This is a genomic window from Poseidonibacter parvus (assembly GCF_001956695.1).
Taxonomy (GTDB): domain Bacteria; phylum Campylobacterota; class Campylobacteria; order Campylobacterales; family Arcobacteraceae; genus Poseidonibacter; species Poseidonibacter parvus.
In genome coordinates this window covers 1,045,516-1,060,783 of record NZ_CP019070.1, presented here as the reverse complement: position 1 = coordinate 1,060,783, position 15,268 = coordinate 1,045,516, and the positions used below count along the sequence as shown (strand labels likewise).

11 protein-coding genes are annotated in these 15,268 nt (G+C 26.3%); 2 read left to right on the top strand and 9 right to left on the bottom strand.

Features of this window, described 5'->3' with window-relative positions; genetic code table 11:
• Window positions 1–37: 37 nt before the first annotated feature.
• Together LPB137_RS05215 and LPB137_RS05210 are read right to left on the bottom strand one after the other, a co-directional pair.
• Window positions 38–382, bottom strand: a complete 345-nt coding sequence (locus tag LPB137_RS05215) for a cyclic-phosphate processing receiver domain-containing protein (protein ID WP_076085335.1) — start codon at window positions 380–382, stop codon at window positions 38–40.
• Between the two features lie 11 nt (window positions 383–393).
• Window positions 394–1,236 (bottom strand): hypothetical protein, encoded by an 843-nt coding sequence (locus LPB137_RS05210; protein ID WP_076085333.1) that lies wholly within the window; start codon window positions 1,234–1,236, stop codon window positions 394–396.
• Window positions 1,237–1,399: 163 nt separating this feature from the next.
• Between LPB137_RS05210 and istA the strand changes: the two genes are divergently transcribed.
• Window positions 1,400–2,443, top strand: a complete 1,044-nt coding sequence (istA, locus tag LPB137_RS05205; protein ID WP_076085331.1) for an IS21 family transposase — start codon at window positions 1,400–1,402, stop codon at window positions 2,441–2,443.
• Complete coding sequence (gene istB, locus LPB137_RS05200; RefSeq protein ID WP_076085329.1) at window positions 2,430–3,197, top strand: IS21-like element helper ATPase IstB; 768 nt, start codon at window positions 2,430–2,432, stop codon at window positions 3,195–3,197. The genes istA and istB overlap by 14 nt, the downstream gene beginning before the upstream one ends.
• Here the strand turns inward: istB and LPB137_RS05195 are convergent.
• From LPB137_RS05195 to LPB137_RS05165, 7 genes are all read right to left on the bottom strand, one after another.
• Window positions 3,143–3,667, bottom strand: coding sequence for a PDDEXK-like family protein (locus LPB137_RS05195; RefSeq protein WP_076085327.1), 525 nt, complete (start codon window positions 3,665–3,667; stop codon window positions 3,143–3,145). The genes istB and LPB137_RS05195 overlap by 55 nt on opposite strands.
• 162 nt (window positions 3,668–3,829) lie before the next feature.
• A complete protein-coding gene (locus LPB137_RS05190; protein ID WP_076085325.1) occupies window positions 3,830–4,174 on the bottom strand; it encodes a hypothetical protein in 345 nt (114 codons plus the stop codon).
• 360 nt (window positions 4,175–4,534) lie between these two features.
• Complete coding sequence (locus LPB137_RS05185; protein WP_076085323.1) at window positions 4,535–7,387, bottom strand: UvrD-helicase domain-containing protein; 2,853 nt, start codon at window positions 7,385–7,387, stop codon at window positions 4,535–4,537.
• 120 nt (window positions 7,388–7,507) lie between these two features.
• Window positions 7,508–7,921 carry a winged helix-turn-helix domain-containing protein gene (locus tag LPB137_RS05180; protein ID WP_076085321.1) on the bottom strand — a complete coding sequence of 138 codons (414 nt, stop codon included), beginning with the start codon at window positions 7,919–7,921 and terminating at the stop codon, window positions 7,508–7,510.
• 53 nt (window positions 7,922–7,974) lie between these two features.
• Window positions 7,975–8,460, bottom strand: a complete 486-nt coding sequence (locus LPB137_RS05175; RefSeq protein WP_076085319.1) for an endonuclease — start codon at window positions 8,458–8,460, stop codon at window positions 7,975–7,977.
• Between the two features lie 206 nt (window positions 8,461–8,666).
• A complete protein-coding gene (locus tag LPB137_RS05170; protein ID WP_156981724.1) occupies window positions 8,667–9,260 on the bottom strand; it encodes a hypothetical protein in 594 nt (197 codons plus the stop codon).
• Window positions 9,261–9,469: 209 nt separating this feature from the next.
• Window positions 9,470–15,229: a dsDNA nuclease domain-containing protein gene (locus tag LPB137_RS05165; protein WP_076085314.1), complete on the bottom strand. Its 5,760-nt coding sequence runs from the start codon at window positions 15,227–15,229 to the stop codon at window positions 9,470–9,472.
• Window positions 15,230–15,268 lie beyond the last annotated feature (39 nt).

Sequence of the window (15,268 nt, the reverse complement as noted above, 5' to 3'; positions counted from 1 at the left end):
ATCAAACTAATCTGGTCCCAATAAATAAAACATTAAATTAATACTTATTATATACTTTTATCTTCTTATTTTTAAAATTAAGATAACTATTCAATAAACTTTCAATATTCTCTTTACCAATTGGATTAGCACTATGAACATTAAAATCAAAATCATTGGGAAAGTTATATTTATTCTCAATATCCATATCTACAAGCCACTTTACAAAATCAAAGCCACTTTCTAATTCAATTCCTTCTTTATCACAACCTAAATCATGATCAAATGATATATATTCAGGAATTCCATTTTCTTCAACATATGATGTAGCCTCATAAAAACTTCTTACAATTACATCAAATTTATATTTGGGTGTTCTTATATCATCTAAATACATTTTCATTAATATCCTTATTAATCAATAATCTCTTTAATTACCTTATCAATTTCTGTTGCAATTTCTTCAATAATTATATCTCGTTTACTTTTTTTATTCAAATCAAAAATTCTTTCAGGTTTAAAAGAATTAAAATTAAGTCCTTTGTCTAAAAGCTTCCAAGAGATAAAAAGTTTTTGATTGTAATTATTTGGTGATTTCCATTCACTATTTTCTTCATTTAAAGTTTTATTTAATATTTCTTTTATTTTTTGATTTTCTGAAATTTCTTTTATTTTTTGATTTTCTGAAATTTCTTTTCTTTTTCCATTTTCGGATATTGTAAAACCATAATAAATACGCCAATCAACTTCAATATAGAAACATACTTTATGAGTATCATCAATTTCAAATAAATCTTTTTTTAACCCATAACATCTATTGTTTTTATTACTATAATAATATTTTTTTGTATATTCTTCTATTTCAATTTCATTAAATTTACTATTAACAAAATCGAAAATATGATGTTTCGAATTTAAAGATTCTTGTAGAGACATCCAAAACTTATATTGTATTTGAGCTTTTGCATCTTTTATTGGAGTTTCAAGTTCTGTTACTAATTTTAAATTATCTTCTTCTAATAAAAAATCTTTTATTTCCATTACTTTTCCCTTGTATTTATTAGTAATTTTTTCTACAACTGAAAGATATTGTAAAATTGATTCATTTAAATTTGTAATATTTTGTACTTCATTTAAACATAATTTTAACCAATCAATAATTTCTGTATGATAGTTTATATTTTTAAATAATGTTAATTTTTCTTCATCTTTAAAAATGTAATTATCTTTTATAGTTAAGTGATCTAAACTATACATTGAAGGGTTCTTCCTATTAATAGATAAGTAAACTACTAAAATATCATTAACTTCCAATTGTCAAGTGCAAAGGTAAAATACACCAGTAGTGCAAAGTAAAAGTGCACCACTTTATTAATAGAAATAAATACAATAAACTCTAAATAAAATATTTGGAGTTGGTATGATTGATAAAGAGGAATTTACCGTGATACATACTTTACATAAAAGAGGATATAGTATAAGAGCTATATCAAAAATAGTTGGATTGAATAGAAGAACAGTTTCAAAACGATTAAAAGAAAATGAATTAAAATCTTATAAAAATATTCAGTATAAATCAAAATTAGATCCATATAAAGAATATATAATTTCCAGAGTACAACAAGCTTTACCAGATAATATTCCATCAAGTGTAATATATGAAGAGATAAAGAAATATGGATATGATGGAAAAGTGAGAATATTACAAACATTTTTAAGTTCATTAAAAATAGATTCAGCTCCAGAAGAAGTAATAAGATTTGAGACAAAGCCATCTTATCAAGCACAAGTTGATTGGACATTTATAAGAACAGGGAAAAATCCTGTATATGGCTTTGTTATGGTATTAGGATTTAGTAGAATGGCATTTGTATATTTTACAGATAATATGAGACAAGAGACTTGGCAAGATTGCCATGTTAAAGCATTTGAATACTTTGGTGGAGTTCCACAAACACTTCTCTATGATAATTTAAAATCAGTAGTAATACAAAGAGATAAATATGGGAAAAATCAACATGGATTTAATAATGATTTTTTAGAGTTTGCAAAAGATAATTTTATTCCAAAATTATGTAAAGTTTATCGTGCACAAACTAAAGGAAAAGTGGAAAGATTTAATCTATATTTAAAACGTAACTTCTATGTACCACTAAAAGCTGCTTTAAAAGGTAGTCAAGTAGAAATGAATTGTGACTTACTAAATAATAAAGTATTTACTTGGTTAGAAATGGCAAACTCAAGAATCCATGATACAACAAAGAAAAAGCCAATTGATCTGTTTAAAGAAGAGAAACATTTGTTACAGCCATTTTACTCAAGTGTAAAAGAAGTAAAAAATAAACAAGAAGATAATCATATAACTAACAGTATAAATTTAGAGAAACTAAATATAGATATAAAATATCATACAACAATTTCAGATTATGAAAAAGTGTTAGGAGTCTCGTATGCTACTGCATGAATCAATTAATGAATATTGTTCAAAGTTTAAACTTCCTGGTATTTTAGAACAGTATCAACACTTAGCAGATACAGCTTCAAAAGAGAAAATGTCTTATAGTGAATATCTACATAAATTATTAGAGTTTGAAAATATAGGAAGAGAACAAAGAAGTAAAGATATGCTTTTAAAAATAGCAGGGTTGCCTAAAATAAAAACAATTGATAGCTTCGATTATAAATCTTCATCAGTTGATAAAACACTAATAAATGAGCTTCTAACTTTTAGATTTATAGATGAATTTAAAAATATTTTACTATTTGGCCCAAGTGGAGTTGGAAAAACACATTTGGCAAGTGCAATAGCATATGCAGCAACACAAAAAAGAATAAAAACTAAATTTATATCTGCAAGCGATTTAATTATACAACTTGAAAGTGCACAATCTCAAAATAAACTTGATAACTACTTTAAAAGAGTTATAGGTACTCCAAGACTTTTAGTTATTGATGAGTTTGGATATGTAAAGTTCAATGAAAATCAAGCTAATTTATTTTTTCAAATAATTAATAAAAAATATGAATTAGGATCAATAATAATTACATCAAATTTATCATTTACAAAATGGAAGGAGGTACTCAATAATGATGAAGCATTAACAACAGCAATATTAGATAGATTAATTCATCACTCACATTTAATAAATGTTACAGGTGAAAGCTATAGATTGAAACAAAAAAGGGAAGCTGGATTGTTAAATATTTCTAATAAATAGGTGTTACAAAGTGGTGCACTTTTGCACTGCATATTGGTGCATTTTTGGATTGCACTTGACACCAATTCTCCATTTTCTTCCTTTATTAACTCAATATATCTCTTAATTTGATTCTCTTGGTCATACGCATAAACTTTATTTTCAATAATTATATGCTTTTGTCCATCAGTCAGGTATAAATCAATATTATTGTATTCTAAAACTAATTTAGAATTATCTATATCAAATTCAAAATCTTTTACATCTAGTATTGATAGAAACTTTTCTAAGAATAAACTTCCTTGATAATGTAATCCATTGATATCTAAAAAAGAACCTATGACTCGTGAATGTAATCTTACTTCATCATGAGCATTTAAAACAGTAGTTAATAAATTATAATCATTTAATCCTCTTTGTTTTTGTTTTGTTTGTTTTTCTTTGAAATTTTTCATATCTTCAAAAAAATCTATAATTTTACTTTCATTCACAAGTTTATCCTTCTCTTAAGAGGTGTATAAAGTTACTATACATAATTTTTAATTTTAATACTATAAAAGAATAGAGTTGTTATGTTTGATGTGTCAATCTTTAATAAACAAATATTTAGAATATTATTTTTATTATAAATGATGACTCTAATATTCGAAGGTTCAATAACCTATGATTTTTGAGTATTTCTCTTTAGAAATATTTTCGTTTAATATACTTCTGTAAACATTGGCATAAATATGACTTTTTTGTTTTTCTTCATCATTGATTGATGCAGATAAAAGAGCATAGTATTGATCTTCTGTTATTTTAAACATCTGTTCATACTCAACCTTTTCTTTTGTTGCCGTACCTGATAATAATTGACGATGAAACTCATTGAAGCCTTCTTGCCTTCTTCTTTCATAATATTGCATACCTTTCGTAACGGCTGATTTATAATTTGCTGACATTCCATCTATCAGTAAACCTGAAAGGTCTTTAAACAATGTAGGAGTATTTTCCATTTAGATTCCTTGATGTTATTTATGACTATAATTCTTGGATGAATAATTATATTGAAATAATAGAAAAACTAAAAGATATTCTTTCTCAGAACTGATCTGTCAACAGAAAATAGGACATAAAAAATGATGAATAAATAGTTCTAAAGATGAGTGATAAAAATCTTTATAAACTGTTCAACAACCTGTACCTTATTGAGTATGTTCAAAATCCGACTCTTTTTAGAATACCTTCTCAGTTAGTAAAAACTATTCTAAAATATGAGGTTGAGGAAGAAACTGTTCAGAATTTCATGTAATATTTTTTGTTGATAGATCACTTTTATAATAAGTGCTAAAGTTGTTTATTAGTTTTTTAATATATTAAAGTTTTCTTGTATTATTACATTGATCTTCTTTTAAACCATATCCTGTACATCCCCAAAAAGAACCAAACTTTCCATCTCTTTTCTTCATAGGTCTCCCACATACATCACAAATTTTCATAACAAAACCACAATTTGGATTATTACAAATACTCTCTTTCTCATAATCAATAGATGGAGCACCACACTTAGAACAAATTCTCGGATTAGACCTACATGATTTTCCAGAAGAACAGCTATAGAATTCGCCATACTCCCCTTTTCTTATTTTATAGTATCCAGTTGTACATACATTACATTTAAAGATTTCTCTATATTTCTCATTAAAACTTTTTGATGCAATATGTAATTTAAACTTTGGTGATAATAGTTCATTTATAAACACTGAAGTTGCTTTAGGGTCTGCTATTAAATAGCTCTTCTTTTTTGCTCTAGTAATTCCAACGTAAAGTAATCTTCTTTCTTCTGAGTGTTCAAATGTATCCAAAGAAGGTAATAGTGCTTCTACTACAGATTCTTCTTTATTTTCATTTGGGAATCCTTTTTTTCCTTGGAAGAAACCAATTAAAATACAATAATCTGATTCTAATCCTTTTGACCCATGAAATGTCCAGTACTTTATCTCTTTTTTTGGTAGATATTTTGAAACTTCTTTTTTTGTATTTTTCAATAAATATCTATATCTGGCAATAATAGAGATTGAAGCATTAGGTTCATTTTTAATGATTTCTTCTATGACTCTAAGAGTTTTTAATTCTAAATTTTCAACCTTTGAAACTTGACTATCTAATAAATATACTTGGGATGAATTTACGTGGGTATGAGTAACTACATTTTTTTTATACTGTTCAGGGTTTTGCATAACAAATTCACCTGCAGTAAATGCGATGCTATTGTTATATCTAAATGTTTTTTGGAGCATTGTTGTGGAACATGAACCAATGCGTGATTCAAATTGAGTAGTCAATTCAAGCTTTCCACCAGAGAAACGGTATATTGATTGCCAATCATCTCCTACGACAGTTAATCTTGGAGAAGGACCATTTTCAATTAAACTATTTAAAAACTCCATTCTTGCAGCAGAAATATCTTGAAACTCATCTACTAATATGTGAGTCCATTTAGGTTTAAAGTTTTTATTGTTAACCTCTGTAATTGCTCTAATGATCATATCATCAAAATCAATAGAGTCTTGTATTCTAAGTTCTTCTACATACGCACTATGAATAGATGACAATAGTTCTGTATACTCTTTAGGATTTACTATCTTTTCTTCTTCTAAACGAGTGTATATATCAGTATCCGATAGTCTTTCCACTCTAATTGCTTGAAGACATTTTAAGTATCGTTTTATCCCATCAACTAAGAATTCAGTTTTATTAAGTCTTTCAAAGATTTCATCTTTTGGTCGTTTTTTAATTGTTATACAATTATCAACTGCATGTTGGTAAAGAGTACTTTCTAAATTTTTTTCAGTCCAATTATAATGATATGTTTCAATAAGCTTAGTATTAAAACTATTATGAAGGTCTCTTTTTTGTTCAATTTCATAATTGTATTTATCTTTATCTATATCTACTCTCGTATTTCCTACTCTATCAATACCAAAATGTTCAAGATATATATCATAATCAGTTAGAAAGAAATCAGGTCTATAATCAAACCCAATTTCAACTCTTTGTTTTGAAACATATGAAGGTTCATATTCATATTCTATACCATTTAGATATAACCAATTTGCTATCAATAGTTCTTGATATCCTCTAACATATTCATCTTGAAGAGTTAAATAATCGTTATCACGAATATAGCTATCATATTCTTCTTTTGATTTGAAATCAAAAGGATTTATTGCTTGATAACTTAAGTTAATAAACTTTTCCATAAATTTATCGTCAGATTCCATTTTAGTTACAAACCATTCCGAAATCCACTTTTCAAGAGTTTCAGGTTTTTCACTAAAGACAGATATCTTAACAGATTTTTTTGCATTAAATAGAATCTCTCTACCTAGTGCATGAAATGTTTTAATTTGAGGTTTTTTATTATCATCAGAAAAAACGTCTTTTCCTCTAAAATTTAATCGATCTTGTAGTTCTTTAGATGCATCTTTATTATATGCAAGAATTAATATATTCTCTGATTCTGCTATTCCTCTATCAATAATATCAAGAGCTTTAGCTACCATTACAGATGTTTTACCTGTACCTGCTGCAGCTAAAACTAAATTTCTATCATTATCTCTAATTACTGCAAGTCGTTGTTCTTCAGTAAGGGGATTTGATTCAATTTTATCATAGAAAGATGACCTATTATTTAAAGTCTTAGATTCAAACTCTTCACGTAATTGTTTTATAGACAGTTCAGTAAGAGGAAAATATTCTAAATAACCATTAAGAAACTTGCATGATTCTATGGAAAGGCTTTTATCCCAGTACTCTCTTTGATTATTATATGAGTTAAATAATGGAAGTAATTCATTTTCTAGCGTTACAACATTTGAATCTCTTAAATATTCTAACTGAGTATATTTATAAAGTATATTCTTCTTGTTAATAATTCTTTCATCTATAATATTTTTAAGAAATTCATTTATAACATTAAAACTATTTTTACAATCAGATTTTCTAAGAAAGTCGATTTTCAAATGAGTTGAATCAAAAGTAAATTCTATGCTTGAACTAAATATGCTAGAATTAATTTTAACAAAACCAGTTGCTTCTCTCCAACTAAAACTTTCTTCTTGTTTATTCTTAATAAATAGATATAAATATTTATTATCATACTCTATTTTAGAATATTTATTTAAAAATTTTCCAAGAATAGATGGACGGATTACATTATTAAACATACTTCTCCTAAATTATATCGATATTAAATTTATTTAATTGATAATAAAATTATATATTTATTATATGTCTTTTAAGTTTAAATTTTGGAACTTTGATTCATTAAATGAAAGAATAATAATTTACTTGATAATTATCCTATATCCATGATTAGACTTATTTCTGATTAGTTGATAATATGTTTTTTCTCTTATATTCTTTATTATATTTCTCATTGTAAAAATACTCATATTCTTACCTTCCCAGACATTTTCTTTTATATCTTCAATTGAGCAAAATTTATCTTGATTAGATAGTAAGTATAGTAAAAACTTCTTTTCAAGCTTTGTTAATTCAATTTCTTGTTCTTTATGGAAAAGTTTATTAGATGATGAATTAAAATAATACTCATGCTCAAACTGAAAAATAGGCGCAAAGTCATTTTCAATAAGTTCTAATAAATATTCTTCTAAAGGTTTCTTTTTATTTTTGAGTTTTTTATCAATACGATATTGTAAGTCAGATGAAAGATCTAATTTAATAGTTATTGTAGGCATATTTGCAACCTTTAAAAATAATTTAAAGTATTATAATATATTAAATAAATAAACTACTTAATAAACTTATTTATAGTACCTTGTAATTTAAAAACTCTTTTATTTTTGATTCTTTCCCAATTATCAACAGGATCTTGTTTATTCCAAACTTCCATTAGTCTTCGTTCTTGTTTTGAGAGTCTTATATTATACTTATCACTCATATAGAAATATATTCTTGCAATATCTCCTCTAATTTCTTTTTTAGGATATGCTCTTTTTGTTTTAAAACTTACTTCAAATTCACAATTACCATACTGCCCTATTCTTGGATTATTAGATGCAAACCTATAATTAGATCTATCACCATTTACTTCACCTATAGAAGGTACTAAATTATGCATATCAGATTCCATTACGCTAAAGGTATTATCTCTTCTACAAGCTTTTCTACCACCTTTATTCCAACAAGGTAAATGCTTACCAAAGTTATGTGCTGGCATTACATGTTCCCTATTATACGAAAATATTTTAAAAAATGGACAAGCTATAAAATACATTAAAATCCTACTTTTAAAATTTTAAAACATGTCCATTTATCTAGTAAATACAATAATTTCAAATTTAGAATTGTCCATATTTATATTTCATAACAATTAATATTTTTTAATGTAATTTAATAATTCTTGATTGTTTTTAGGTTTATAATTAATCGTAATATATGTAAAGATAAATGTATCAAAACACTCTTCACAGTCTTGCTCAGTTATATTACGTTCTTTTCCGTGTGCAACGCTATTTCTAAACTTATATAATTCACTAAATTTTTCATTATAAGATCTTTACATGGATGTTCTTCTTTATCACCTGTATTAACTTCTAATTTATCTTTTAGTAAAAAACTATATTTTAACTTTAAATCCATACCTTCTAAATTTAATTCTTTATAATAATTGTTTTGAAGTAATTCTATATTTAAATTTAAATAATTCTCAAGTGCTGAAAATATTAGCAAAAAAGCTAAGTCAAATCTCTTTTCTTCTTTTAGTTCTTCTGACTGGATAAGTAAAAAGCTCCAAAAATTCTCTGAATTATCTTTCAATAGTTCTAAATAAATATAATATCCCCAATCATCAATTGTGAAGGCATCATCCATAGTGCCTAAAAATTCAAAGTTAAACAATATAGTTTTATCTTGATTATTTAATTTATAATCATTTAGATTAACTTTTGTTTCATTAATCTCATTTTCTAAATAAGTTTCTTCATTCTTTAGTGCACTTTCAATTTTATCTATAGATGCAGTATAATCATCTGAATACATACCATGTTCTAAAACCTCAAGATGGTATATGTGCAAATTCTCATCTTCATAAGAATAAATTGCATTAGCAAAAGTATTATCATATTTTCTTTCAAAGGTATGATTAGTATCTAAATATAAAGGTATTAATCTTTTTTCATAAGAAAGAGCTTCAATCCCTATTAAAAATTTAGTATATAAATAAGCTTTGTTTTTTATATTTAATAGTTATTCTTCAAATCTCATATTAGTTCCTTTTTAAATTTTTATATCTCTAGAATAAAATATTTTTCTCTTGTATTGTATTGGTTATGTATCCTATCCCTTTCAATTATAGATACTTTACAAATATATACATGTTCCCATTTATTAAAATTTTTATTAATCCATTGAGTAATGGTAGATTTTGATAATAAGGTATAAGTTCCACATAATGATATTATCTTTTTAGGATGTGTAGGTTCCCATTTGTAATACCAATAACCTGCTGTTCCTATTATATTATCTTCTAGTAGGAAATTCAACTGTCCATTACCTGGTTCAGCTATAACGTCTTTGTTTTTATCATAGGTTAATGGTATATAAATACCTCTAGTTTCTAAATCTGAATAAAAATGGCCAAATCGTGATATAGGATATGTTGTGCCAGTTAGTTGAAAAATACTTTTTCCCTTCTCTAGCTCATGACAAAAATAAGTAATTTTACTATCTAGCTTTTCTCCATAGCAAATTGCATTATTTTTTTCTTCTATCATAATATTAGATATAATTTCATCAGGACAAACTACGGCTTTAACAATTGTGATATCTAGCCAATTATTTTCATCAATTTGAAAAGGGAAAGAAAGACTACCTAATTCTAAATTTTTATCTTCCTTTTGTAAATTTACTACACATTGATTAATAAAATCTAATAAATTAGATTCATTAACTTCATCTTGATAAACCCAATTTGCAATCCAATTTGATTTGATAGGTAACATTTTATTAAATGTAGGTTCAATTGGCAAGGCTGGTATAGCAAGGTGTTTAGCATAATCTATTGGCATTCCATAAAATTGTTTTGCAATTTCTAATGTTCTTAAATATGCAGAACGTCCTCTATGTGTTGTGTTTGTATAAAATTGTGCTGTATTTTCCCTTTTTGAACCGAAGAAATAGTCTATATTATCACTTTTACTTGGGGCATATTCAAAAGTCCTAACCCATTCTGACTGGTAATAATCTACAAAAGGTATATCTGTTTTATCTTCTTCTTTTTGTAAAAGAGTTTTGTATATAAGGTGAACATGTCCACCTTGTACTTTTTTAAATCCTTTATCATCCTCGGAATATATAATATAAGGAGTAAAGCTAGTTGAATATTTACCTTTTTTTGTAAGCTTAAGTTCATCAATTATCATATCTGAAAGTATAGATCTAGCATTAATATAATTACCAAACTCAAGACTAGGTTTATATCCAAAATCTTTTGCTAGTAATAATATCGATAAAATTTCAATATATTCTGATTCTTGTTTTGTTTCTTGTAATAGTTTTATTAGAGCATTTTCAACAAGAACAGTTTTCTCTAATAATAGTTGTGATAATTGTTGTAAAACAAAAAGCTTAATAGTTGGTACAGGCCATTTTAATCTTGGAGTTAACATGTTAATAAATATTTCATCTTCAGTTAATGTGATATTCCAATCCCAGCTAGGTTCTTTAAGATTTAGGTTTCTTACATCATTTTCAATGCAGAATAACATTGATTCTATAAGATCAACTGCTTCATCTTTTTTATCAGCAGCTACCATCAAGTAAACTAGTCTATCACTTGGAATAATCAAGTTTTCAGAATAAGATTTCCATTTATCAATTTGTTTTGTAGTTTTTAATATAAATCCATCTATTTCTTTAGGGTAAATATTTGCAACAATATCTAATCGATTAAACGAATCTTCTTCCGAACTATACCATTTTTCCCAGCCACTTGAATAAATATGTGCATTAATTAAATATTCAAAAGCTTTTTTCTTTCCTTTAAATTTTTTAATACTATGAAAAAGGTTATCATATAAACAAGCTTTATAATTAAACTTATCTATAACATTAGATAAAAAATCTGGAAGTGTTTCTACCAATTCTTGTTCTTTCCCATTTTCAACCCAAAAAGTATACCACTCTGGCCAAAAGTCTTTTGATTTATAATCATTTTTAATAAGTTCATCTAATTCTAAAACATTTTCAGGAGGATAAAGTGAAGGATCTAAGTTTTCCACTTCTGAGGATAATAATGAATTGCTAGAAGTATTATGAGTTGTTTCTTTTTCTTCTAATATGTTTATATTAAATAAGTTATTGATTTCTTCTATTAATTCTACAGCTATTGGATTATCTGTATTAGCTTTATTAATTATTGTTTCATGACATTGGTCAGGTAAACCAGTTAAACAAAATCTTTTTGTTGTAATTGAATTAAAATTAGATACTTTTAATAATTCAGATAAGGTTTCATCTGCATGATACCACTCTCCATCATCAACTTCATTTTTATATTTTGAAACTAAAATGGAAGAGTTTACCTTGGCTAATAACTTTGTCAAATCACTTTTTGCATGTCTTGTTTCATCTCCATCTGTAAAATCAGAGATATTAAATATTATTGGGGCTATTCTTTTCAAAAAAGTTAATGATTCTTTTGGACATTTATTTGATAAATGTTCTATAGAATCTAATAAATGAAAGATAGTTGTATCTTTGTGGTGCCCATAACCAATCACATAATCCCAACATAGATAAATACATTTTTTGAATAGAGTGTTATTACTATGTCTAAAAGCAATATTTGCTAATTCAAGATTTCTATTTCCACGCTCTATTGTTTCTTCTAAATCAATTGCTTGTTTTTTTAAATCTTCTTCTAATAATAAATTTGCAGCTTCATCAGTTAATAAATTTAAATTAGAGTCAGTATACCAAAGCCTAATCCAATCTATCAAATAAAACTCTCCATCCATAGCTTCTTTTAAAATATCAGAATTAATAGTTGTATGATTAATTAATAAATGTAAATCTGCAGAAATTTTTATCCAATCACGTTTAAATAAAATTATAGATCTCTTGATTCTAAAGTTCATATCTTCAGAAAAAGATACTGTTTCTAATAAACTACAAAATGAAGAAAAATCCATTTTATTTTTATTTATTATGTTATTAGCAATAAGACTAGCCAATTCAGTAAGTTCATTTAAGAAAAAAGTAGTATCACTGGGTTTTTCTTCAGCCCGAAAATTTAACCAACAAAAATCTCCTTGAGCACTAAGTTTAATTCTTAATAACTCAAAAAACCAATCATAATAATTTACAGATGTTATTAATTCATAGGGAAAATTTCCATCTGTCACATGAAAATTATCAGTAGTTATATTAAATTCTTCTTCTATTAGTAATTTATAAAACTCTGTCATTGGATGCTCATAGTTTAATTCAAATTCTTCCCAAGAGAAAATATCAAACTCTTCAAGAATACTTTGTTTAAGAAGGGATAATTCAATTTCATAGGCACTTTTATATTCAATTAGATAACTAAAAGCTTTAATTAAGAGAGATATATCGTTTTTATAAATAACTGCTTTAGTAAAGACAGTTATTAGAGACTCATCCCAATTTTCAAAAACACCTTCAGTAAAAATATTATCATAATTTAATTCATCTGATAGAACTCCTGCGTGTACTAAGAGTTCTATGGTGTCATCATCATTATTTCTTTTTTGATAAAGTTTTCTTTGAGATCTATATTTTGATAGGGCTTGATTAGCAATCATTTTTGCATTACTAAAATCATTTCTATTCCACAATGCAATTGATAAAACTGCAAGTTCTCTAGGAGTATTGTTTTGATATACAGATAGCTCAAAATTAATTAATGAATCAGGGGATAAATTAAAAGATAATATTTTTAAAAGAGAAAGATTCCAAGTTTGAAACTCTGGACCATTAATTAATCGTATTTTTAGTGCTCTATGCTTATATGCTTCAGAATAATTCAACTCATTAAAAGCAATAGATTCAGCATTAGAAAATAATTGTATTAGTTGCTTTTCATTATATCCTTCTGATAACCTTTCAATAACCCAGTCTCTTGAAAGACCATCTCTTAAAGGCTGAGCATTTCCACTTTTTGATTGACAAAGCCATAGCCAACTTTCTTTTAAATACTCTGGAGCTTGAGTATCAAGCCAAGTACATACACTATCACCTAAACCTAAAATTCTATCAATATGATCCGTTTGCTTTCTAACAAAGACTATCAAACTTTCATGAAATGGTCTTACTCCAGATTTAGCTTCATATAAAAGATGCGAAACAGCATTTAAATTGGAATAACTATTAGGTTGACCAAAAATCTCAGAAAAAGCATCTCTTGGCCAAATAAAAGAAAAACCTGCACACAAATGAAGTATATCTTTTTGACTATGTGTTAAATTACGCCATAATCTAGTATAGTAGCTTTCAATATTATTATCATCACAAGGAGGTAATTTATCTATTTCATAAATAGATAATGGATTACCACTATTTGCAATATATTCACAGGAGTAAATTACATGCAGTGGATAGCCTAATGTAATTTCAAATAGCTTAATTGAAATAGATTTAGTTTCTTCTGCAATCATATCATTACTACAATTCATATAAAGTCTATTAAAAGCAATTTGGCTATTTAAATATTCATATATGGATTCTGCTGACATAGAAGGTAAATTAAACCAACTTTTTTTAGGAGAATATTCAAGAAGAATATCAGGTAGTAATGCATCATCTACAGGCTGTGTTCCTACTATTAAAACTAAGTTATCAGGAAGTGGAAGAATTTCTCTAAATAGATAATCAAGAGGTTTTTTATCTCTATGATTATCTCTCCATACATGATCTAAACCATCAATAATTAATACAAATGGTTTTTCTTGATTCTTATAATACTCCGAACAATTTTTTAACGATTCATATAATTTTTCTGGATCATCAAAAATAGAGTCAACTTCCTTATAATCATTTTTTATCTGAAATATTAATGATTCAGCAATTACATTAAAACTTAATCTATCATGAGTTCCATCATCAATTGGTAAAAAATAATGATGACGAATTACTGGGATATCTAATCTTTCTAGTTCATTAAATAAATAGCTTAAATAAGTACTTTTCCCTTTTCCTGGTTCACCGCTAATTGATATAACTTCTCCAGTTGATTTAGAAACCTTGTTCAATAGAAAATTATGAAACTCTTTATCTGGAAGACAATAGTTTTCAGGGATAGTAAATGACTCAGGTATTGGCTTTGCTCTTTTTGATGATAATATTTCTCTTACATGATGCAACTCTATCCAACCATTCTCTGTTGGATAATTTATAAGTTTAGCCCATTCTCTAGCTCTATTAATCAATCTATCAATACCATCACTAAGAGAATGTTTTTCTAATTCAGTTCTAACTTCTCGTGATAACTCTAGATAATTTTTCTGAGTATCTTTAATATCAAGTATTTCAAAAAAAGTTCGAGCTAAATGTTCATTTCCTAGTTGTGATTTTATCTCTGTTTGTATAGTTTGACCTATAAAATCATATATGATCTTTCCATCTTTCAAACAATTTTCAATTTCTCGATTTGGAATTTTGTTTGTTAATAAGGTTATATCACCTCTTTTTTCTAGTGGAACTTCTTTTACGGCATCAAATATTTTTTTTAATATAGATCTTGACCTAGCTGTTTTACCTGTTTTTTTTAGTAACCAATCCCAACTAAATGAATTTTCTTCTTTGTAAGGGGATGGAGTAAATTTTACCTGTATATAGTCAATCTTACTATCTTGACGCTCAATAACAATATCATCAATTCCTTGAGCTATATCATCTTGATCCGCTTCAAAACAAACTCTTTTAAAAGCATTAGGATTATCTAACCAATAAGCTAATACTAAAAGCCCTTGTAAAGTTTGATATTCATATCCAGCATAAGTTATTGCACTTCTTTTTATTTCCAAACCTAATAGCCTTTCTCTGTTTTTATACATTAATATATC

Bases quoted from the DNA above. Each gene is read 5' to 3' on its own strand.
- LPB137_RS05215 (WP_076085335.1), bottom strand. From the start codon at position 382: ATGAAAATGTATTTAGATGATATAAGAACACCCAAATATAAATTTGAT.
- LPB137_RS05210 (WP_076085333.1), bottom strand. From the start codon at position 1,236: ATGTATAGTTTAGATCACTTAACTATAAAAGATAATTACATTTTTAAA.
- istA (WP_076085331.1), top strand. From the start codon at position 1,400: ATGATTGATAAAGAGGAATTTACCGTGATACATACTTTACATAAAAGA.
- istB (WP_076085329.1), top strand. From the start codon at position 2,430: ATGCTACTGCATGAATCAATTAATGAATATTGTTCAAAGTTTAAACTT.
- LPB137_RS05190 (WP_076085325.1), bottom strand. From the start codon at position 4,174: ATGGAAAATACTCCTACATTGTTTAAAGACCTTTCAGGTTTACTGATA.
- LPB137_RS05185 (WP_076085323.1), bottom strand. From the start codon at position 7,387: ATGTTTAATAATGTAATCCGTCCATCTATTCTTGGAAAATTTTTAAAT.
- LPB137_RS05180 (WP_076085321.1), bottom strand. From the start codon at position 7,921: ATGCCTACAATAACTATTAAATTAGATCTTTCATCTGACTTACAATAT.
- LPB137_RS05175 (WP_076085319.1), bottom strand. From the start codon at position 8,460: ATGTATTTTATAGCTTGTCCATTTTTTAAAATATTTTCGTATAATAGG.